Source organism: Leeuwenhoekiella nanhaiensis, assembly GCF_002744755.1.
GTDB classification, from domain to species: Bacteria; Bacteroidota; Bacteroidia; order Flavobacteriales; family Flavobacteriaceae; genus Leeuwenhoekiella; species Leeuwenhoekiella nanhaiensis.
This window is the reverse complement of the sequence record NZ_KZ319290.1, coordinates 145,110-166,257: the sequence shown is the minus strand read 5'-3', so window position 1 is coordinate 166,257 and position 21,148 is coordinate 145,110. Positions and strand designations below refer to the sequence as shown.

At 41.2% G+C, this 21,148-nt stretch carries 18 protein-coding genes and 2 tRNA genes; 8 read left to right on the top strand and 12 right to left on the bottom strand.

Going from position 1 to position 21,148, the window contains the following annotated elements:
- The first annotated feature begins 248 nt into the window (after positions 1 to 248).
- On the top strand, positions 249 to 2,669 hold the full coding sequence (locus CJ305_RS09620; RefSeq protein WP_099646054.1) for a glycoside hydrolase family 2 TIM barrel-domain containing protein: 2,421 nt from the start codon (positions 249 to 251) through the stop codon (positions 2,667 to 2,669).
- Here CJ305_RS09620 and CJ305_RS09615 read toward each other — a convergent pair.
- A complete protein-coding gene (locus tag CJ305_RS09615) occupies positions 2,664 to 4,577 on the bottom strand; it encodes a tetratricopeptide repeat-containing sensor histidine kinase (RefSeq protein ID WP_099646053.1) in 1,914 nt (637 codons plus the stop codon). The two genes, CJ305_RS09620 and CJ305_RS09615, sit on opposite strands and share 6 nt — an antisense overlap.
- A 121-nt stretch (positions 4,578 to 4,698) precedes the next feature.
- Between CJ305_RS09615 and CJ305_RS09610 the strand changes: the two genes are divergently transcribed.
- The gene (locus CJ305_RS09610; protein ID WP_099646052.1) at positions 4,699 to 5,163 is read left to right on the top strand and encodes a Na(+)-translocating NADH-quinone reductase subunit F; all 465 of its coding nucleotides are present in this window, start codon (positions 4,699 to 4,701) and stop codon (positions 5,161 to 5,163) included.
- Between the two features lie 207 nt (positions 5,164 to 5,370).
- Here CJ305_RS09610 and CJ305_RS09605 read toward each other — a convergent pair whose 3' ends face one another.
- Positions 5,371 to 5,763 (bottom strand): DUF423 domain-containing protein, encoded by a 393-nt coding sequence (locus CJ305_RS09605; protein WP_099646051.1) that lies wholly within the window; start codon positions 5,761 to 5,763, stop codon positions 5,371 to 5,373.
- An 89-nt stretch (positions 5,764 to 5,852) separates the two neighbouring features.
- Here CJ305_RS09605 and CJ305_RS09600 point away from each other — a divergent pair, with 89 nt between their 5' ends.
- Positions 5,853 to 6,365, top strand: coding sequence for an adenine phosphoribosyltransferase (locus CJ305_RS09600; RefSeq protein WP_099646050.1), 513 nt, complete (start codon positions 5,853 to 5,855; stop codon positions 6,363 to 6,365).
- Here CJ305_RS09600 and CJ305_RS09595 read toward each other — a convergent pair.
- The 3 genes from CJ305_RS09595 to CJ305_RS09585 form a co-directional block, all read right to left on the bottom strand.
- Positions 6,362 to 6,514: an SsrA-binding protein gene (locus CJ305_RS09595; protein WP_099646049.1), complete on the bottom strand. Its 153-nt coding sequence runs from the start codon at positions 6,512 to 6,514 to the stop codon at positions 6,362 to 6,364. The two genes, CJ305_RS09600 and CJ305_RS09595, sit on opposite strands and share 4 nt — an antisense overlap.
- Before the next feature lie 496 nt (positions 6,515 to 7,010).
- The gene (locus CJ305_RS09590; RefSeq protein WP_099646048.1) at positions 7,011 to 8,918 is read right to left on the bottom strand and encodes a M56 family metallopeptidase; all 1,908 of its coding nucleotides are present in this window, start codon (positions 8,916 to 8,918) and stop codon (positions 7,011 to 7,013) included.
- A 1-nt stretch (position 8,919) separates the two neighbouring features.
- Positions 8,920 to 9,279, bottom strand: a complete 360-nt coding sequence (locus CJ305_RS09585; protein WP_099646047.1) for a BlaI/MecI/CopY family transcriptional regulator — start codon at positions 9,277 to 9,279, stop codon at positions 8,920 to 8,922.
- A gap of 264 nt (positions 9,280 to 9,543) precedes the next feature.
- Between CJ305_RS09585 and cdaA the strand changes: the two genes are divergently transcribed.
- On the top strand, positions 9,544 to 10,326 hold the full coding sequence (gene cdaA / locus CJ305_RS09580; protein ID WP_099646046.1) for a diadenylate cyclase CdaA: 783 nt from the start codon (positions 9,544 to 9,546) through the stop codon (positions 10,324 to 10,326).
- 13 nt (positions 10,327 to 10,339) lie between these two features.
- Here the strand turns inward: cdaA and CJ305_RS09575 are convergent, their stop codons facing one another.
- Both CJ305_RS09575 and truA read right to left on the bottom strand, forming a co-directional pair.
- A complete protein-coding gene (locus CJ305_RS09575) occupies positions 10,340 to 12,109 on the bottom strand; it encodes an ABC transporter ATP-binding protein (RefSeq protein ID WP_099646045.1) in 1,770 nt (589 codons plus the stop codon).
- Positions 12,099 to 12,890, bottom strand: coding sequence for a tRNA pseudouridine(38-40) synthase TruA (gene truA / locus CJ305_RS09570; protein WP_223248848.1), 792 nt, complete (start codon positions 12,888 to 12,890; stop codon positions 12,099 to 12,101). Before truA ends, CJ305_RS09575 begins: the two co-directional genes overlap by 11 nt.
- A gap of 45 nt (positions 12,891 to 12,935) precedes the next feature.
- Here truA and CJ305_RS09565 point away from each other — a divergent pair, with 45 nt between their 5' ends.
- Entirely contained in the window at positions 12,936 to 13,430 is a 495-nt protein-coding gene (locus CJ305_RS09565) for a metallophosphoesterase family protein (protein ID WP_099646044.1), read from the top strand.
- 123 nt (positions 13,431 to 13,553) lie between these two features.
- Here CJ305_RS09565 and CJ305_RS09560 read toward each other — a convergent pair whose 3' ends face one another.
- A complete protein-coding gene (locus CJ305_RS09560) occupies positions 13,554 to 13,964 on the bottom strand; it encodes a DUF4293 domain-containing protein (RefSeq protein WP_099646043.1) in 411 nt (136 codons plus the stop codon).
- A 206-nt stretch (positions 13,965 to 14,170) separates the two neighbouring features.
- Here CJ305_RS09560 and rho point away from each other — a divergent pair, with 206 nt between their 5' ends.
- Entirely contained in the window at positions 14,171 to 15,964 is a 1,794-nt protein-coding gene (gene rho, locus CJ305_RS09555; RefSeq protein ID WP_099646042.1) for a transcription termination factor Rho, read from the top strand.
- Positions 15,965 to 16,119: 155 nt separating this feature from the next.
- On the opposite strand, the gene rpsT is transcribed toward rho, so the two are convergent.
- The 4 genes from rpsT to proS form a co-directional block, all read right to left on the bottom strand.
- On the bottom strand, positions 16,120 to 16,368 hold the full coding sequence (rpsT, locus tag CJ305_RS09550; RefSeq protein ID WP_099646041.1) for a 30S ribosomal protein S20: 249 nt from the start codon (positions 16,366 to 16,368) through the stop codon (positions 16,120 to 16,122).
- Between the two features lie 22 nt (positions 16,369 to 16,390).
- A tRNA-Glu gene (locus CJ305_RS09545) sits at positions 16,391 to 16,462 on the bottom strand.
- Between the two features lie 44 nt (positions 16,463 to 16,506).
- Positions 16,507 to 16,578: transfer RNA gene (locus CJ305_RS09540), tRNA-Glu, on the bottom strand.
- 76 nt (positions 16,579 to 16,654) lie between these two features.
- A complete protein-coding gene (gene proS, locus CJ305_RS09535; protein ID WP_099646040.1) occupies positions 16,655 to 18,127 on the bottom strand; it encodes a proline--tRNA ligase in 1,473 nt (490 codons plus the stop codon).
- A 132-nt stretch (positions 18,128 to 18,259) separates the two neighbouring features.
- On the opposite strand from proS, the gene CJ305_RS09530 reads away from it, so the two are divergent.
- Together CJ305_RS09530 and CJ305_RS09525 are read left to right on the top strand one after the other, a co-directional pair.
- Positions 18,260 to 19,486 carry a hypothetical protein gene (locus CJ305_RS09530; RefSeq protein WP_099646039.1) on the top strand — a complete coding sequence of 409 codons (1,227 nt, stop codon included), beginning with the start codon at positions 18,260 to 18,262 and terminating at the stop codon, positions 19,484 to 19,486.
- Positions 19,487 to 19,508: 22 nt separating this feature from the next.
- On the top strand, positions 19,509 to 21,005 hold the full coding sequence (locus CJ305_RS09525) for an OmpP1/FadL family transporter (RefSeq protein ID WP_099646038.1): 1,497 nt from the start codon (positions 19,509 to 19,511) through the stop codon (positions 21,003 to 21,005).
- Positions 21,006 to 21,148: the final 143 nt, after the last annotated feature.

The window sequence follows — 21,148 nt, the reverse complement described above, 5'->3', positions numbered from 1 at the left end:
GAAATGTGGCTGCTCTGCTCCAATTAAAGTTGTTGTTTAACATAGTTGATTGTTTAATAAGTGTATTTTTCACATTAAAAATACTATAAATTTTCTTAAAAAAAAGGGACAAAACCGCAATTACTTCAATTCACTTATAGTTATTTTGACTATTTGATAAGATGTCAATTATGTCTGACAATAGTATTTATGCGGGTTTTCGTATCAACATAACACGATCTAACTTTGTAATTCTATTTCTTAAAAACATGAAAAATATTTTCGTTTTACTTTTATCATTTACATCAGTCATCTGTGCTGCCCAATCCCGTTCTGTAATCGAATTAGAAAAAGGATGGAAATTTCATAAAGGCGATGCAGCGACTGCTGAAGCAATAGGTTTTGACGATTCGGGCTGGCAGACGGTAACTGTGCCTCACGACTGGGCTATTTACGGACCTTTTGATAAGGAAATAGACAAACAAACCGTTGCCATTACTCAAAACGGCGAGAAAATACCAACAGAAAAAACAGGTCGCACCGGCGCCCTTCCTTTTACCGGGACCGGCTGGTATCGTAATACCTTTGATATTAAAGATTTCGCAGCAGACAAAAAGGCTATTCTCCTTTTTGAAGGGGCGATGAGCGAACCGCAGGTCTACCTCAACGGAGCGAAAATTGGCGAGTGGGCTTATGGATATGCCTATTTCTATTTTGACATCAGTGATAAACTTCTTGAGGGTCAAAATACCCTTGCCGTTCAACTTTCTAATGAAGAATTTTCGTCACGCTGGTATCCCGGGGCAGGCCTATACAGACCGGTTAGCATTGTCATTAAAAATGCCGAAAGCATTGACCAATGGGGAACTACAATAACCACTCCGGTGGCAACAGCAGAAGTCGCACAGGTTACTATAAAAACAAAATTTACGGGCGAGAATCTTCGGTTGATGACGACTCTTTATGATGCTGAAGGAAATAAAATCGCTCAAAATGCAACCACACAATCTATCCTGAATCAATTTGAGCAGCATATAAAAGTTGAAAAACCTCATTTGTGGAGTCCTGAAAATCCCTACCTCTATACAGCCGTTTCCAGACTGTACGCCGGTGATGAACTTAAAGATGAAGTCACCACCACCTTTGGTATTCGGTCGATACATTATTCCGCAGAAAATGGCTTTCAGCTTAATGGTAAAACCCGCAAATTCAAGGGCGTCTGCCTGCATCACGATTTGGGGCCTATTGGAACTGCGGTTAACAAAGCTGCGCTGCGCAGGCAGATGCAGATTTTAAAAGATTTGGGCTGTGATGCCATTCGCAGCGCGCACAATATGCCCTCTTTTGAGCAACTGGAGTTAGCCGATGAGATGGGTTTTATGTTTTTGGCGGAAAGTTTTGACGAGTGGAAGAAACCAAAAGTCGAAAATGGCTACAACCGCTTTTTTGATGACTATGCCAAACGCGATGTCGAAAATTTAGTCCGCGCTACGCGAAACCATCCCGCAATCGTGATGTGGAGTGCGGGCAATGAAGTTCCTGACCAGTACGGAAGCGCAGGTGTAAAAAGAGCGAGATGGCTTCAGGAATTGTTTCATAAAGAAGACCCCACCCGTCCCGTAACCGTAGGAATGGATCAGGTTAAAGCGACGATGGAATCTGGTTTTGGAGCTATTCTCGACGTTCCCGGACTCAATTACCGCGTGCATCTATACGAAGAGGCCTATGAGAAATTTCCTCAGGGGTTTATTCTGGGTTCTGAAACCGCCTCGACGGTTAGTTCGCGTGGCATTTATAAGTTTCCGGTTGTAAAGGCGAGTATGAAAGAATATCCCGATTTTCAAAGTTCTTCTTACGATCTGGAATATTGCAGCTGGTCAAATTTACCCGAAGACGATTTCATTCTGCAGGACGATAAACCCTGGGTGATTGGTGAGTTTGTATGGACGGGTTTTGATTATCTGGGCGAGCCTACGCCTTACGATACCAGCTGGCCGTCACGCAGCAGCTATTTTGGGATGGTAGACCTTGCAGGCATACCCAAAGATCGGTATTATTTGTACCGAAGCCGTTGGAATACGCAGGATGAAACGCTGCATATACTGCCTCATTGGAACTGGGAAGGTCGGGAAGGCCAAAAGACTCCGGTTTTTGCTTATACCAGTTACGATCGTGCCGAATTATTTGTCAATGGAAAAAGCCAGGGAATTCAAATCAAAAACGATTCTACTCCACAAACACGGTATCGCCTGATGTGGAATGACGTAATCTATGAACCCGGAACTTTAAAAGTGGTAGCTTTAGACGAAAACAACAAGCCTGTTGCTGAGGAAGAAGTTAAAACCGCAGGGAAACCCCATGCCTTAAAGCTGGAAGCAGATCGTACCAATCTTAAAGCAGATGGTAAAGATCTTGCGTTTGTCACGGTATCGGTAGTGGATAAAAACGGCATCCCCTGCCCTACCGCGACAAATCAACTCAATTTTAATGTAACCGGTGCCGGAAGCTTTCGTGCTGCCTGTAATGGTGATGCAACTTCGCTGGAGTTATTTCATAAACCCACAATGCAATTGTTTAGCGGAAAGTTGGTCGTATTGGTTCAGTCTTCCGAAAAACAAGGTACTATCAAATTACAGGTAAGTGGCAGGGGATTAAAAGCAGAATCCATTAAACTGAACACCTCTCTATAAATCTGTATCAGCCGGCACTGTTTTGAAGGAAACAAAAAAGGTAGAACCTTTTCCGGGCGTACTTTGAATATCAAACGTAGCCTCATTGAGTTCGAGAAATTGTTTAACTACCATTAAACCGAGACCGGTTCCGGTTTCTAACGCGGTGCCCACTTTTGACAGGATTTGTTCCTGATTCGATTTAATTTCCTGCAGTTTTTCGGCATTCATCCCGGTGCCTTCATCAATAATCTTTAGCGTTAACTCATCAGCCTGCTGCTCGTAATCCAATTCTATTTTTTTGCCTTCTGCAGTAAACTTTAAAGCATTTGAAATCAAATTATGAAGAATGACCGAAAGGTGCCCGGCATCTACTAAAATACGTGGAAGTCCCTCTGGTTTATGATGCTTGAGCTTAATATCCTTAAAGGCCGCCCCGGCCTCATACGTTGATAAAATGGCTGAAACCGTTTCGACCAAGTCTATTGCTGATCGGTTTACAAGCACCCCGTCAAGCTGGGAATGTGACCACTGTAATAAGTTATCAATCATCACTAAAGTGGCATCGGTCTGCTTTTTAAGATCCCCTGTGAGCTTCGTAAATTCTTCAGGACCTATCAAATCTGCCTCGGCTAATACTAATGTCTGCTGAATGGAACTTATGGGGGAACGTAAATCGTGAGAGATTATCGTAAAGAGTTTGTTTTTGTGCTCATCAAGCGTTGAAAGCGCATCATTACGCTTTACTAGCGTTGCCTGGTTAGCCTCAATTACCCGATTCTTTTGACGTAATTCTTCGGCAAACCGGCCTTTCTGTTTGTAGTTTTTCCAGGTTAAAAATAGAATTAGCACCAGTAACAACGCAAAAACACCCAGGGCAATGATTTGGATCCTTTTTGATTGTAATTCTGTTTCCTTAAGCTCCATATCAGCAGTAAGCCGCTGATTTTCGAGCTCTTTTTCTTCGAGATGCATCACATTGACCTGCTGGGTAGTTTTGATGTCATAAAGTGAATCCCGGTAACGCTGATTTTCCCTTAAAGATTCATAGGCTTTTTGAGATTCTCCTCGTGCCTCATAAACCGATGCTAAAATGGCCGAATTACGCTCCAGGTCCCAGATAGATTGTGATCCTCTGGCATAATCCATCGCCTGTAAAGCATTGGTCTCTGCCAGCCTGAGATTACCTTTCGCAAGATAAGCCTGAGCCAACCCGGCGTAAGCATAAGACTTTTCCCAGGCATTAGCCTCTTTAGTATCGGCATCGTTTAAAACCGCCAGGTGATGTTGTATTGCAGTATCAAACTCATTCATTTGATAGGCAATCTCACCTGATTTATTATGGTAATGGTGTAAAATGCTGGTTAGTTCATAGCGCTCAGCAAATTTTCGGGCTTCTTCTAAAACCCGTGTTGCTTCTGCAAATTCCTTTTGCTCAATATAGGATATGGATAAATTGATATAAGCCGAAGCCTTTTTTTCTTCGACCTGATGCTGCTCGTAAATTTTCAACACCTGATTAAAAATAGAGATCGCTTCCTTATGCCGATCTAAAGCCTGTATAACCAGACCGTTTCCCATGAGCGATTTTCCTTCACCGGCAAAATCTTCCTGCTCTCTAAAAAGATTACGAGCCTCCACAAAATGAGTGAGCGACTCGTCATACATTCCTTTTACATAATAAATCCAGCCTGCGGTGTACAATACTTCGGCAGTAAGTAGCGGTATCTTATGTTCTTTTGTATAGAGGTATGCCTCTGTAAGGGTAGTTATCGCATCATCAAAATTACTGTAGGCGAGTTCCTGAGCTCTAAATAATTCAGCTTTGATGTATTCTTCTTCACTGCTTTGCTGAGCGACCAGCTCGCAGACTTCGGGAGAGAGACTTAAAAAACCAATTACCAGTATAATGAAAAGGTTCTTAAACATGGAAACTCGTTTGCTGTGTAATGACCTAGTAAAGAAAATGAAAAAATGCTTAATTAAAAGATTAAAGGCCAACAAATAACACTTAGTAGAGATTTTGTAACTTTAGAAAAAGAAAAATGCGATGAGAAATTCAAGATTTGAGAATGCCATTCAAAAACTCTACCGGGCATTCCACAACAATACGTTAGATCCCGAATGCTGCAAATCCTGCGCGGTGGGAAATATTCTCGATAATACAGACAGCTGGAAACATCTTACCGAAGGTCACGGTTCGTTGAGACTAAGCTATGTTGGCCAGGTAAATGAGGCATTCAACAAACGTTTTCAGGGCTATTCTCCAAACGAATTATTAAAAATAGAAGCCGCCTTTTTAAGGGGTTGTGGTTTCCAATTACCCCTTAAGCGCAATTCCTTCAGACCTCAAGACCGTAAGTCTAAAGATATACTCTTTGAGGGTTTATGTGAGGCAGTAACTGTTCTGTGCAAACTGGATCGTATTCCGAATGTAATGGACTATCAGGATCTTCTGAAAAGCGAAAATGCTCCCGGCAAAACTCTAAAAAAGGTAGCCGTATTTGGAATTTAAAAATGGGAACTGCCAATAAATGTTAAATTTACTTTTTTTGGGTAAAATTTTGTCACATCACCAATTTCAGGTCGTCTTTTAAGTAATTAGATTGACTACGAAATTTGAGTTTATTTATTTGGATTAGCCGCCTTTAATAACATAGAATTTTTAGCGTTAATTATACATAAGTGCGAAAGCTTCAGATTTATCTGGAGCTTTCTTTTTTTAGAATACAAAATCCTTAATAAAGAGGTATATCAGACCAGCCCAACCGCCGGCCAGAAGCAGGCCTCCAAGAGGTGTCACAGGCCCCAGCCATTTCCACTTCTTTCCTGCTGCACCGGTAAGGCATAAGCCATAAATTGAAAACGAAAACAGCAAAGTTCCCAGAATAAAAAACGAAATAACAACAGTTTCCAAGGTGGTGTTAAAACTCAGGTTAAAGCTAAGCATCAGTAAAAGAAGTGCGTGATACATTTGATATTTGACTCCGGTTTCAAAGCTCGAAAGCTGTTCGGCTGTAAAACGCTTTTTTAAAGCGTGAGCGCCAAAGGCTCCCAGAACAATGGCCAAAAAACCATAAAGCGCTCCAAAAAACTGACTCATTAAAATTTCCATGGGGTATTGATTACGATTTGTAGCTTTAAAGATATATTTTGCGAATTAGTTTACACACATCCCGACCCTCTAAAATCAAAACCAAAACTATGGATCTTAAAAATTACATCTCAGACGTACCCGACTTTCCAAAAGAAGGAATCATTTTTAAAGATATCAGTCCCTTATTGGCGAGTCCGGAAGCGACCGGTCACGCATTAGAGCTCCTGTCGAAAGGTTTGCACGATATAAAAGCAACAAAAGTAGTAGGTATTGAAAGTCGTGGATTCTTGTTTGGCACCTTACTGGCTCAGCAGTTGGGTCTGGGGTTTGTCCCTGTACGAAAACCCGGAAAACTACCCGGTAACGTACTGCGTGAAAGCTATGCTCTGGAATACGGAACTGATCATATTGAAATTCAGGCTGATCGTATTAAGCAGGGCGAACTGGTGATTGTACACGATGATATTTTGGCAACAGGTGGAACCGCCTCGGCGGCATGCAGACTTATAGAACGCTGCGGTGGGAAAGTTGTGCAATGTAACTTTCTTATGGAACTTGGTTTCCTAAACGGAAGGGAAAAACTCAAAAACTACGCCCTGCACAGTTTAATGCATATTTAGTCTAAAGCATTTTTTGTCACCCATAACTTATACCCGAATAGGGCTAGCTGTAGTTTGTTGGCTTTAGCCAGGTCAACATCTTTTTTCGTAAGGCTGGGGAGTACTTTTTTATTCAGCCTGGCAAGCGTTTTAAAAAACTTCTTTTTCATAATTGGATTTCCGGTTTTGAGTGCGTGAGCATCTCAAATTTAAGCTTTTAACATCGTTCTGCGCGCGCTTACAGAAGGTGTTATGACTATTTTAGGATTATCCGAAAATGGTTTCAATAATTGTTAAAATAAGTGTGACCATGATTGTGATTTTTGATTGATTGATTTCTATTTGACCACAAATACGGAAGTAAAAATCAGTCCCACAAGCAATTGCACAACTATTGATAAAACTGAATGCAGTATTGTAAGTAAAAAAATGACTACACCTGAAAATTGAAATGCCTTATACTTCAGTTACATAACATTCGTCAATCTAAAATCCATTTTAAATTAGCATATGTAACTCTTGAAGGGCTGTTTTGAAAGCTTTTTAAAATCTCAAGGGGAAATTTGATCTGTTTTTTTTGTGTAAAAAGGTGTTTTCATCATTTTAGCGAATAAAAAGTCCGCTACAAATGATTTTGCAGCGGATTTTTACACACCTGAAAAAAGTTTAGTTTTTCTTCGATTTTGTAGTAATCAATATCACGCCATTTTTACCTTTTTCTTTATAAAGCGCAGTTGCTGAAGCATCCTTTAACACTGAAAGAGATTCGATGTCTTCGGGATCAATCATTTTAAGTTCTTCATGACTAATCTCTTTGCCATCTTTTATAAAAAGAGGTTGTTCATCAGAGTTTTCTCCGGTACCATATGTACGAATACTGAACCCGTCTTTTGGGGCGCCATATAATAGTATCTCTTTTGGCCTTAAATTAGAACTATCTGGTGTTTTAAAACGGCTGTTATGAGTTGCCGAACCAGACCTTCCATAGCCCATTACTTTTAACTCTTCCATTTCTGCACGTTTAGCCTCCATTTCCTGTTCCCGTAGTTCACGTCGTGCTTCAAGCTCCGCTTTCCGTAATTCCATTTCAGCTTCGATCTCAGCTTTACGCAATTCAACTTCTGCTTCCATTTCCGCTTTGCGCATTTCCAATTCTTCCCGTCTTTCGGCTACTCTGGCTTTAGTCTCAGCTACACGGGCCTCTGTTCGTTCCTTAAATGCCTCGTATTCCGCTTCAGTCATCGACTGAGCCTGAACCATTGAGTTTCTACCGCTAACCACGCCAAACGTACCATCCTCACTTCGGTAGATTACAATATCATTGAGAGGCGTACTCCCTGAATAGGAAGAGCTCGATTGATTACCGGAAGATTTATCCTTCAGACTGATTTTGATCCCAACCAATTGACTGGCATCATTATAATCCAGTTTTGAAAACGAAAGGATCACCTGATAATCTGATTCCAATTCTTTAGCCAGAGCATCCAGATCACTTTTAGTAAACGTATTGGTGATAACACGCTTAAATGAAGTCTGCACAGTACCGGCTTGCAGATGGGTAGCTCGGGTTTGCTTATCGTCATTAGAAGACTGCGTAGTAGCTTTCAGATTCTCATCAGTGGCTTCAGATTCTTTTTCAACTGTTGAAGCCTTAACCGCTACTTCCACTTCGGGCTGTTCTCCTAAACCTGAAGTATTCGATTCAACATAACGCACCTCCTCTTTAAAATTAAAACCCCAGATAAATACGGCGAGAACCGGTAGCACGACCGCCATCTTTAGTTGATTGGTTTTGCTTGATGATTGCTTGTTTAACATAACTATTCGTTTTTTGATGAATGATTGATAAAAGGAATTCGTCAGGGCAGGTACCTTACCGGGTACGGCAACTTTAACCAGTGCCAATTGATAATTTCTACGACTGTTTAGCTTTCCGGCTGTGGTGGCATCTGCCAGATATTCCAGGTTTTGTATTACAGCACTCCTGTAAAACCACGCCAGCGGATTAAACCAGTTGATAATAAGCATCAGTTGCATAAAAAGTGTATCGAGGCTGTGGTATTGGCGCGCGTGAGTTTGCTCGTGCTCCAGGATCATTTCAAAATCCTGAGCTGTGTACTGATGTTGGTCAACCACGATATATTTAAAAAAAGAAAAAGGCGCTTCAAGACCATCAGCCTGAATGACGCGGAATCCATCCTGAACCGTATAATTTTGACTTCTGAAAAAACGCAACAGCCCAAACAGTTTCCTTAAGAAAAGAAAGGTCATCACTACAACTCCCAAAAAATAAAGGCTTAATGCTACTTCCCAAATTCCAAACTCAAATGAATTTTGAGGTATTTCAGCCACGGCAACCTCAGCTTCGGTTATGGGAAAATCAAAGACCGGCAATTCCCGGTAAACAGTGCGGGTAAATTTCATTAAAGGTAACATGAAGCTTATCAGAATTCCACCTATTAGAAACTTGCGATTGGTATCAAAAAAGGTTTCATTCTTTAACAGAGCCAAATAAATGAGATAAAACAGACTCAATACGGCGGTACTTTTTAGTATGTAAATGAGAAAATCCATATTACTCCTTTTTCTCAATTAACTCTAAAATCTCCCGCAACTCATCGGCCGTGATTTTTTCCTCCTGCGCAAAAAACGAAACCATATTTTTATACGAACTGTCAAAAAACCGGCGCGTTGCTTCATTCCAGAATTTCTTTCCGTACGATTCACGGCTTACCAGAGGGTAGTATTGATGGGTTTTCCCGAAGGCCTTGTGCCCTACATACCCCTTTTCTTCCAGGTTACGCACAATGGTAGACACGGTATTGTAGTGCAGGTTTTCATCCTGCAGTTCAGCCTGCACTTCTTTTACAAAAGCCTTTTCAAGCCTCCATAAAACGTGCATAATTTCTTCTTCTTTATTGGTCAGTTTTTCCATAGGGATATAAAGTTTTAGGGCGTTCGGGCGGGCTTGCGGCAGTCGCGATTTGCTTCCATCTGGTATGGCAGCAAATGCGCTCCAACAATGCCTTAATCCCTAACGCAATACAAACATAAAACGAAAATTATAGTTAAACAACTATTTTTATAGTTTTTCTATTGATTCCTGTTTTACTCAGAAGTATTTTGTAATATTTAAAAAGCTTTACAATAGAAGTCAACCGTATTATTTGCCCTATTTTTACAAAAAACCACTGCATCTTTGGACATTCTTGAAAATTTTAGAATACTCGATTTAGTCGATATTTTATTAGTGGCCACACTACTCTACTACCTCTACAAGTTGGTTAAAGGTACCGTTGCCATCAATATTTTTCTGGGAATCTGCATCATCTGGGTAATCTGGAAGATCACACAATTGCTTCAGATGGAAATGCTGAGCACCATTCTGGGCCAATTTATAGGTGCCGGGATGTTTGCACTAATTGTGGTATTTCAGCAGGAGATTCGCAAGTTTTTGCTGATGATTGGTTCTACAAACATCGGTCGCAAATCAGGTTTTCTCAAGCACATTAAATTTCTTCAGGACGAGGATCAGGACAACTCCCTCACCAAAGTAGAAGAAATCGTTGATGCCTGCGAAAAGATGGGGAAAGATAAAACCGGTGCACTTATTGTCATTCAACGCACTACCAATCTTGATTTTGTAAAGCAAACCGGAGACGAGATGAACCTGGAGGTCAACCGCCCCATACTCGAAAGTATTTTCTTTAAAAATTCGACCCTGCACGATGGCGCCGCGATTATTGAAGACAACAAAATAGTAGCCACCAGAGCCATTCTTCCGGTTTCAAATGAACGTAACATTCCCTTGCGTTTTGGGCTTCGGCACAGAGCCGCTGTGGGTATTACCGAAAAAACGGATGCTGTCGCCCTTGTGGTTAGTGAAGAAACCGGCAACATCAGCTATCTGAAAGACGGCGAATTTGTATTGTTTAAAAATACCACCGAACTGGTAGACATTATACGTAAAGATTTATCCTAAAATCGGGCCTGGGTTAAACAGACTCCGAATTTGCAGCAAACTGTACTTCGTATAGCTTTCGGTAGTAACCATCTTCTTTTTCGAGAAGGCTTTTATGATTGCCCATTTCAACAATCTGACCCTTTTCCATCACGATGATTTTATCAGCCTTTTTGATGGTGGCTAAACGATGCGCAATCACTATTGATGTACGACCTTTAGTAATCTTATTGATGGCTTTCTGTATAAGCTGCTCTGAATTGGAATCTACAGAAGAGGTAGCTTCATCCAAAACCAAAATACTGGGGTTGCTTACATAGGCTCTTAAAAATGCAATAAGCTGGCGCTGCCCGCTGCTTAGCATAGCTCCGCGCTCTTTTACATTGTAGTGATAACCTTCAGGCAGGCTCGATATAAATTTATCAACGCCAATAGCCTTTGCCGCGTTTACCACATCTTCTTCCGATATATCGGGATTATTAAGCGTGATGTTATTCAAAATGGAATCTGCGAAGAGGAATACATCCTGCAAAACCACGGCTATTTCTGAACGTAATGAAGCGATTTTCACATCTTGAATATCTGTACCGTCAATTAAGATATGACCGCTGTCTATTTCATAAAAACGACTCAAAAGGTTTATAATCGTCGATTTTCCGGCTCCCGTAGATCCCACAATAGCCACCGTCTGCCCAGCTGCAACTTCCAGATTAATTCCGCGTAAAACCTCTTCGCCCTCTAAGTAACTGAAACGCACATCCTGAAAACTGATGTCCCCTTTAATTTGATCTAGTTCGCGGGTTCCCTCGTCTTTAATACGCGCATCGGTATCCAGAATTCCGAAAACACGATTGGCAGCTACCATTCCCATTTGCAGGGTGTTGAATTTATCTGCGATTTGGCGCAAAGGAGTAAATAACATTTGCGAAAACTGAATAAAAGCGGTTACTAGACCTATGGTTATCACATCGTTTTCAACAGCACGCAACCCGCCATACCATACCAGCAAACCTATTGTGATTGAAGTAACCATTTCGGCAATGGGAAAGAAAATGGAGTTGTACCACACGGTTTTGTTCCAGGCCCGCATGTGCTTCTGGTTAATCTCATTAAACTTTTCCCGTTCTATGCGCTCTCTTGAAAAGATCTGAACGATTTTCATCCCGGTAACACGCTCCTGAACAAAAGAATTGAGATTAGCTACCTGCGTACGCACTTCTTCAAAAGCTACTTTCATCTTACGCTGAAAAACCCGGGTGGCATAAAGTATAAAAGGCAAAATCACAAATACAATAAGCGACAGTTGCCAGCTTTTATAAAGCATAACTCCTGCGATCACCAGCATTTTAAGAAGATCGCTTATGATCATAAAAAGCCCCTGACTAAAAATACTGGAGATGGTTTCAATATCATTTACAGCCCGTGTAACCAGTCGGCCCACAGCAGATTTATCGTAATACTGCTTTTTAAAATAAATCATATGATTAAAAAGCTTGGTACGTATATCAAGAACAACTTGCTGTCCCAGCCAGTTTGCAAAGTAAATGAAGAGTAGCTGAAAAATAGATTCTCCCAAAAGCACTAACAGACTCAAGCCTATATAATAGAGCAGGGTATCCATATTTTTAGGCTGCATCCCAAGGTCCATCGCATACTCGATGTAAATGGGACGTAAAACCGCAAAAACAGAAATTAATACTGCCGAAAGCCCAACAAAATACATTCGCCCTTTATAAGGACGCGTGTAACTCAATAGCTTTTTAAATAAGCCAAAATCAAAAGCATTGCCTTTACTATCTGCCATACGGGATAAAGATTTCTTCGGGGTAACGCACTGCGGTGAGGTATAAACCGTGAGCGGGAGCAGATGCACCGGCCTCTGATCGCTCTCCACTGGCTATAATTTCTTTTAAATCGTTTATGCTCGTTTTTTGAAGCCCTACATCGAGCAGGGTTCCTACTACGGCACGCACCATATTGCGTAAAAATCGGTCTGCAGTAACCCTAAAAACCAATCGGTCTTCTTCGTGACTCCAGAACGCTTCCCTAATGTCGCAAAGATAAGTTTTCACATCTGTATTTGACCGGCTGAAACATTTAAAATCCTGCCTGCCCAAAAGCAGTTTTGCAGCTTCATTCATCAATTCCACCTGAACTTCCGCTTCAAAGAAATAGGATTGATTTACCAAAAATGGATTTTTCTTTTGATGAATAAAATACGCATAACTGCGCTCAGTAGCATCGAAGCGGGCGTGAGCTTCTGCAGTAACCGCAATTATTTGATTAACAGCGATAGCCTGAGGCAAAAACCGGTTTAATCTAAAAGCAAGTTGGCCGAGGTCTTCCGGGTTATACTTCTTTTCAAAATCAACATGTGCAAAAAGCTGAGTGGCATGTACTCCCGCATCAGTCCTACCGGCACCGGTAACCGCGATATCAGTTCTAAGCAGCGTACTTAAGGCTTTTTCAAGCTCTTCCTGTACGGTTAGGCCATTAGGCTGACGTTGCCAGCCGTGATATAAGGTTCCTTCGTAAGCTATGTCAATAAAATACCGCACGTTATGAATTTGTGATTGCTGCGGCAAAGATACATCTTTGCACAAGCTCAGCTAAGCCTATTAAAACCTGTCATGAAAAAGATTTTACTCTTAAGCGATACCCACAGTTATATAGATGACCGTATTTTGGCATACGCCGAAAAAGCTGATGAAATTTGGCATGCAGGCGATATAGGTGATTTGCAAGTTACGGATGCTTTGAAAGCACTAAAACCCCTGAGAGCCGTATTTGGAAATATTGACGATCACGAGATCAGAAAAGAATTTCCTTTAAACAATCGCTTTATATGTGAGGGTGTAGATGTGCTCATCACGCATATAGGCGGCTACCCCGGAAGGTATTCACCGGCGATACGCAGTACACTTTACGCTAAGCCTCCCAAACTTTTTATCTGCGGCCATTCTCACATTTTAAAAGTAATGCCCGATCGTAAACTCGATTTGCTGCATATGAATCCCGGGGCTGTAGGCAAACACGGTTTTCATAAAGTACGTACTATGCTCAGATTTACAGTAGATCAGGGTAAAATTGATAATCTGGAAGTTATAGAAATGAAGCGGGATTAGCCCCTATTTCTGATAAACGGAAGCTTTACTTCAAAAAAAACATTCAGGAAATGTCACGAAACGAAAAACCCTGCAAGTTGGCATACTTGCAGGGCTTCGCACTAATTAACTAAGATAGTAGGTCTATCGCAACCGGTCAACAGATTTTACAAGATCCTCATCCCGCTTGATTGCTTTGTTTGCCAAAGCGATAAAAACGATAGAAATGATGGGGATTAGCATCCCAATACCTTTCTCCGGGGCCGCCGCCCCTCCAGATAAGATTTGCGACTGGTAAACCAATACACCTAGTAAAATAAAGTTTAATATGATGTTCAGTCTGCCTAATACAAACTGAAGTTTTCTGTTTTTAAATAAAAAAATAGTTACAAATGACAGTAATGCACTTGCCAAAAATAAGGCCAGCACTTCCAACCGTTCAACGGCATAAACCGGCTCACCATCAACTGTACTATACACCGGAATCAAAAATATAAGCCCCGCAGAAACTGCTGCTGCGAGAATTAAATAAATGCTTTGTATACGCTGTATCATTCCGGACTGTCCATTAAGGCTGACAAAAATAAAAACTTCTGACAGACTAGACCCAAATAAATAAAAAATATTGTTGTATTATTGCAGTACATTGTGTAACCGACTCTGGGTGGGTTACTTACTTGCCAAAAAATTTATCAGATCTTCTCTCAAATTTTTTGTTCGCATTCAAACCAATTCAATACAGAAATTCATACGTATACTTCATGTTTAATATTTCAGAATTAAAAGCTAAAAAGCTACCTGAACTTCAGGAAATTGCAAAAGGTCTTGAGATTCCTAAATTCAGGACTCTTAAAAAACTTGATCTTGTATATAAAATCCTTGACCAGCAAGCCGCAGACCCTAAAGCTGTGGCCGAGGTAATTGAAGATAAAGGTTCAGATTCTTCCAAATCAAACTCAAAACCTTCAGGCAAAAGCCAAAACGACAATTCCAAAAAGAATGCAGGTAATTCTAAAAACAAACCTGCTCCGTCAAAAAGTTCAGCTGAAAAACAAGATGCGCCAAATCAACCGAAAAGCGCAGATTCTTCAAACGATAATCAAAAACGCAAGCCCCGATCCAACAAACAGGATCAGGACAATTCGAAGCAAGACAATTCCAATAAAAAGGATTCAAACGCTTCTAAAGGAAGACCTCGCAAGGACTCTAATTCAAATTCAGGAAATTCAAATCCCAAGAATTCTAAAGACTCGAATTCAAACAACAACCGGAACAACAATAACAGGAATTCAAACTCTGGTAACACTAACAACAACCAGAATTCCAACAACAATAATAGCAGCAACAATAATAACAGCAATAACAATTCTAACAACAATAATCAGCGCGACAACGGGAATAAAGACACCCGCAACCGCTACCGCGAGCCTGATTATGAGTTCGACGGACTTATAGAAAGTGAAGGTGTGCTTGACATTATGCAGGATGGCTACGGTTTCCTGCGTTCTTCAGACTACAACTACCTTTCTTCTCCAGATGATATCTATGTATCTCAATCGCAGATACGTCTGTTCGGTCTTAAAACCGGAGATACTGTTTTAGGCGTGATAAGACCTCCTAAAGAGGGAGAAAAATATTTCCCTTTAATTAAGGTTTCAAAAATAAATGGTCTTGACCCCAGCGTAGTTCGCGACCGGGTTTCTTTTGAACACCTGACTCCTCTTTTCCCTAAAGAAAAGTTTAATATCGCCGAACGTCAAAGCACCATATCAACCCGTATTATGGATCTTTTTGCTCCTATAGGTAAAGGTCAGCGTGGTATGATTGTATCACAGCCTAAGACCGGTAAAACCATGTTGCTTAAAGATGTGGCCAACGCTATAGCAGCAAATCATCCTGAGGTGTATCAAATGATACTTTTAATTGATGAGCGCCCAGAAGAGGTAACTGATATGCAGCGCAACGTAAAAGGTGAAGTTGTCGCTTCAACTTTTGACAAAGAAGCTCACGAGCACGTACGCGTAGCTAATATTGTACTTGAAAAAGCAAAGAGACTGGTTGAGTGTGGTCACGATGTAGTTATTCTTTTAGACTCAATTACACGTCTGGCCCGTGCCTATAATACGGTACAACCTGCTTCCGGTAAGATATTAAGTGGTGGTGTTGATGCAAACGCATTACATAAACCTAAACGTTTCTTTGGTGCTGCGCGAAATATAGAAAATGGAGGTTCACTCTCTATCATTGCAACTGCACTTACCGAAACCGGATCTAAAATGGACGAGGTGATCTTTGAAGAATTTAAAGGAACCGGTAATATGGAACTGCAGCTGGATCGTAAGATCGCAAACCGAAGAATTTTCCCTGCCATTGACCTCACCTCTTCAAGTACGCGTCGCGATGATTTATTGCTTAGCGAAAACGCCATTCAGCGTATGTGGGTAATGCGTAAATACCTTGCAGATATGAATCCCATTGAAGCCATGGAATTCATTAGTGACCGCATCAAACAAACCAAAAACAACGAAGAGTTTTTAATCTCTATGAACGGTTAAAACTCATTTACGTTATACTGAAAAAGCGATATCTATTTTGATATCGCTTTTTTTTATTGGGTAAAATTAAAAGACCAGAAACTGTCAGTAAGAACATAACAAAAAAACTCCCACGCGATTCGCGTGGGAGTTTTTAATGTTTTAAACAGTATAACTTAAAGCGCGTTAACGTGTTTAGCTAGCTGAGATTTTAAATTAGCCGCTTTGTTATCGTGGATGATATTGTTCTTAGCTAATTTATCGATCATAGAAACCACAGAAGGAAACATAGTCTCTGCTTCTTTCTTATCAGCCTCACGTAATTTTTTCATTGCATTACGTGTAGTTCTGCTTTGGTAACGGTTTCTAAGACGCTTTGTCTCGCTGTTTCTAATTCTTTTTAAAGATGACTTGTGATTTGCCATTATCTTGCTCTGTTTTAAATTGTAGCCCGTAGGGGAATCGAACCCCTCTTACCAGGATGAAAACCTGGCGTCCTAGCCGATAGACGAACGGGCCATTATGTTCTTAACAATACACTTAAGGTGCGTATTAAACCTTTGTAGTCCGTAGGGGAATCGAACCCCTGTTACCAGGATGAAAACCTGGCGTCCTAACCCCTAGACGAACGGACCTGACTTTGTTTCAATTGCGGATGCAAAAATACACATATTTTAATAAGCCACAATAGTAAAACAAACTTTTTTTAAATTAATATGCTTTTGCAAATAAAACCCGTATTTTAGCAGGCTCACCACTATAAACACAGGTCCCCGCTTCTTCTTTTACATTCAATGGAATACATCGAATTGTAGCTTTGGTTTCATTCTTTATTTTCTCTTCGGTCTCTGCAGTACCGTCCCAAAAAGCACTTACAAAACCGGTCTTATTTTCTAATATATCTTTAAACTCATCATAGGTTTCTACTTCGGTAATGTGAGAATCTCTAAACTTCAGAGCTTTGTTATAAAGCGCTGATTGCATTTCCACAAGCAATGACTGAACGCGATCTACAATTTCATCTTTAGAAACCGTCTCCTTAGACATGGTATCGCGCCTGGCAAGCTCAACGGTACGCTTTTCAAGATCACGTGGACCTATTGCTATACGAAGTGGAACACCTTTAAGTTCATACTCATTAAATTTCCAGCCCGGCTTGTGCGTATCGCGATCGTCATATTTTACCGAAACACCTAACAACTGAAGTTCGCGCTGCAATTCTTTAGCTACCTGCGAGATGGCATCAAGCTGCTCTTCGCCTCTATAAATAGGAACGATTACAACCTGAATTGGCGCAAGCTTAGGAGGCAGCACCAAACCGTTATCATCGCTATGCGTCATCACCAAAGCTCCCATCAATCGGGTTGAGACACCCCAACTGGTAGCCCAAACGTGCTCCTGAGTTCCTTCTTTAGAAGCAAATTTCACATCAAAAGCTTTCGCAAAATTCTGCCCCAAAAAGTGCGAAGTCCCCGCCTGAAGCGCTTTTCCATCCTGCATCAAAGCTTCAATACAATAGGTTTCAAGCGCACCGGCAAAACGCTCACTTTCGGTCTTGGTTCCTTTGATTACCGGCAAAGCCATAAAACGCTCCACAAAATCAGCATACACACGCATCATCAATTCAGCTTCTTCAACAGCTTCTTCTTTAGTGGCGTGAGCGGTATGCCCTTCCTGCCATAAAAATTCAGCAGTGCGTAAAAACAAACGCGTACGCATTTCCCAGCGTACTACGTTAGCCCATTGGTTTATTTTTATTGGGAGATCCCGGTAAGACTGAATCCATTTTCTATACGTATCCCAAATAATCGTTTCTGATGTTGGTCGCACAATCAGCTCTTCTTCAAGTTTTGCTTCCGGATCAACAATTATTCCACCGTCCTCATCATTCTTGAGTCGATAATGGGTGACTACCGCACACTCTTTAGCAAAACCATCAACGTGACTGGCCTCCTTACTAAAATAGGATTTGGGAATGAATAATGGAAAATAAGCATTCTCGTGCCCTGTCGCTTTAAACATTCGGTCTAATTCTGCCTGCATTTTTTCCCAAATCGCAAACCCGTAAGGTTTGATGACCATGCAGCCACGCACACCGCTGTTTTCAGCCAAATCTGCCTTGACAACCAACTCATTGTACCATTTCGAATAATCTTCTGCCCTTGAGGTTAAATTCTTTCCCATATATAGTAATTTGGCACAACTCTTGTGCTAGATAAAATAGTTTTTCTGGAATTGTGACATCTTTGTTAAATGCACAAAATTGACGGCAAAACTAACTAAATTTACATTGTACAACAATAAATAACGGATGATATGCGAGGCTTGAACATTACACAAACTGGAATTTTTAAAATTGCTTTAGGCATTTTAGCCTCGGCAAGCTTACTATCTTGCGGTACTTCACAATATCCTATGAGCGACGGGATTTACGGTTCTTCGTCAAATACAGATTACAGCAGAGTGACCCAGGAAGACGTGACTACTAACGCAAATGGAAGTCGCTATGCTGACTATTTTAATCAAGGTGCCGCAGAAATTGATAATGCTCAGGAAGAAGGCGCCATCTTTACCGATATTGATTCCTATTCTTCAACAGGCGACTACACCGAAGAGGACTTACTTTTAGAAAATGATTTAGGTTATAATGCCCAACCCGGTTGGGGAGATACTTATGACAATGTTGTTGTGAATGTTTACAACCGTCCTTTCTGGGGTGCCGGTTGGGGCGCGTGGGGCGGTCCATTTTACGGTAACGCCGGCTGGGCCTGGGGAGGCTTTAACAACTGGGGTTGGGGATGGAATTCTCCATATTACGGTTGGGGCTGGGGCGGTCCTTTCTATGGAAACATTGGCTGGGGTTATGCATATGGCGGCTGGGGTAATCCCTATTGGGGTGGTTTTAATCGCTGGGGCAACCCGTATTGGGGCTATGGTTTCAATACCTTTTACGGCTACCCTTACCGCAACAACTGGTATAACAGCCGTTATAACTTCAATAGAGTAGCCTATTCCAATTCACGCCGCGGCGGAAGATATGACCTGGGAAGAACTGCAGACTCAAGATCATCCTATTCGAGAAACAGTAGAAGCACCTATTCTTCAAACTCTCGTAATTCGCGTAGATCTTCTGAAGTTAATTATGCACGTACGAGTCGCACCTATAGTCGTAATGGCGTAGGCGTCGACCCAACATCACGATCTCGAAGTGCCTCCGGCAATACCTCAAACTCTAGAGTTTCACGGTCAAACACTTCAAACAATAGATCAATTTACAGTAGTTCGGCACGACGTAGCAGCAATACTATAAGTAGAAGTTCAGGAAGTTCAAACTCTGTAAACAGAAGTTCTTTCACAAGATCGAGCACTTATGGCAGCAGAAGCAGCAGCCCAACTCGCAGCAGCACCATGTCTAGAAGCTCATCATCATCACGTAGCGCAGCGCCATCAAGATCCAGTTCATCTGCAGGAAGAAGTAGTTCATCTGGCGGTGGCAGAAGTAGCTCATCATCAGGAGGTCGCAGAGGTGGCGGTCGCGGATAATTAACACATTAGCATTTAAAGCATGAAAAAAGTTCTCATAATTTTTATGATAGGTATGGCTATGTCGCAACTCAACGCACAAACCATATCAGACGCAGTACAGTTTAGTACCGAAAATATCACGGGTACAGCACGGTATCGTGCTGTAGGAGGAGCATTCGGCGCTCTGGGTGGCGATCTCTCAGCACTAAATAACAACCCGGCAGGCTCAGCTGTTTTCAGTCAGAGTTTTGTGTCACTGAGCTTATCGTCAGATGGTTACGACAATCAGACGCATTATGGTGATGGAATAACCACAAACTCCAATAGCGATCTGGACTTTAACCAATTAGGGGCAGTATTTGTGTCAAACGGCGCAGGAAACGTACGAAAGTTTAGCTTCGGTTTTAATTATGACCGCTACAATGATTTTGACAATCAATTTATCGCTTCCGGCATAAGCAACAATTCTATAAGTGATTATTTTCTTGGCTATGCTCAGGGAACACCACTTGAACTATTAGAACTTCAGGATGGTGAAACCCTAGATGAATTATATCAGTTTTTGGGCGAAAATGAATCTTTTGGCGCCCAGCAGGCCTTTTTAGGCTATCAGGGATACCTTATTGATCCTGAATCATCTGATTTAAATAACACATCGTACACCAATGCCCAAAATGGGAATGCCTTTGATCAGGAATATCAGTATACAAGCTTTGGCAACAACAGTAAATTTGCTTTTAATGCCGCTGCACAATTAGGGGAGAATTTTTACTTAGGAGCAAATCTTAATATCCATGCTTTTAATCTAACACGAAATACCTTGCTCTTTGAGGACAACAATCAGGGAGCAAACGCCGTAAATAGCCTCGAATTTGAAAACCAATACAGATCTATAGGTTCTGGTATATCCGCGCAGGTAGGGGCAATTTACAAAGCTTCACAAAGTCTACGCCTGGGCCTATCTCTGGATAGCCCTACGTACTATACGATTAGTGAGGAGACCGAACAATACCTTCGAACTTCCGGTGAAAATGGTGAGGTTGTTATAAATCCAAACGTTATTAATATTTATCAGGATTATGAGTTTCAAACTCCCGCTAAAGCTACAGGAAGCATTGCTTACGTTTTTGGCGCAGGAGGCTTTTTAAGCTTCGATTACTCCTATCAGGATTACAGCACCATAAAATTTAGACCCGAATCTGATGTATTTTTCAATCAATTAAATGCTGACATCAGTAGCAGTCTTAAAAGTGTTTCAACCTACAGACTGGGAGGTGAATTTTTAGCCGGAAACTGGAGTTTCAGAGGAGGTTACCGCTATCAGGAAAGTCCATATGTTAACGAATCTACTCTGGGAGATTTAACCGGTTATGCTGTAGGTCTCGGTTACACTATAGGTAATGCGCGTATAGATGTAGCTTACGATTGGGCAAAACAAGAGCAAAACCCAGCTTTATATGATGGAGCATTTACCAATACCGCCTTTATTGACCACATAAACACCAGTCTGGTAGCTACTTTATCATTTAAACTTTAGTCTCCTTATATCAAAACAGCTAAAAGCCTTAATACGAATCTGTATTAAGGCTTTTTTAATACTTCATTTATTAAATGTCCCCTGGGCTTACCGGCTTTTAAATTGTTAATTATATTATCTTTGCAAGCCCTTAGCGCCACCAG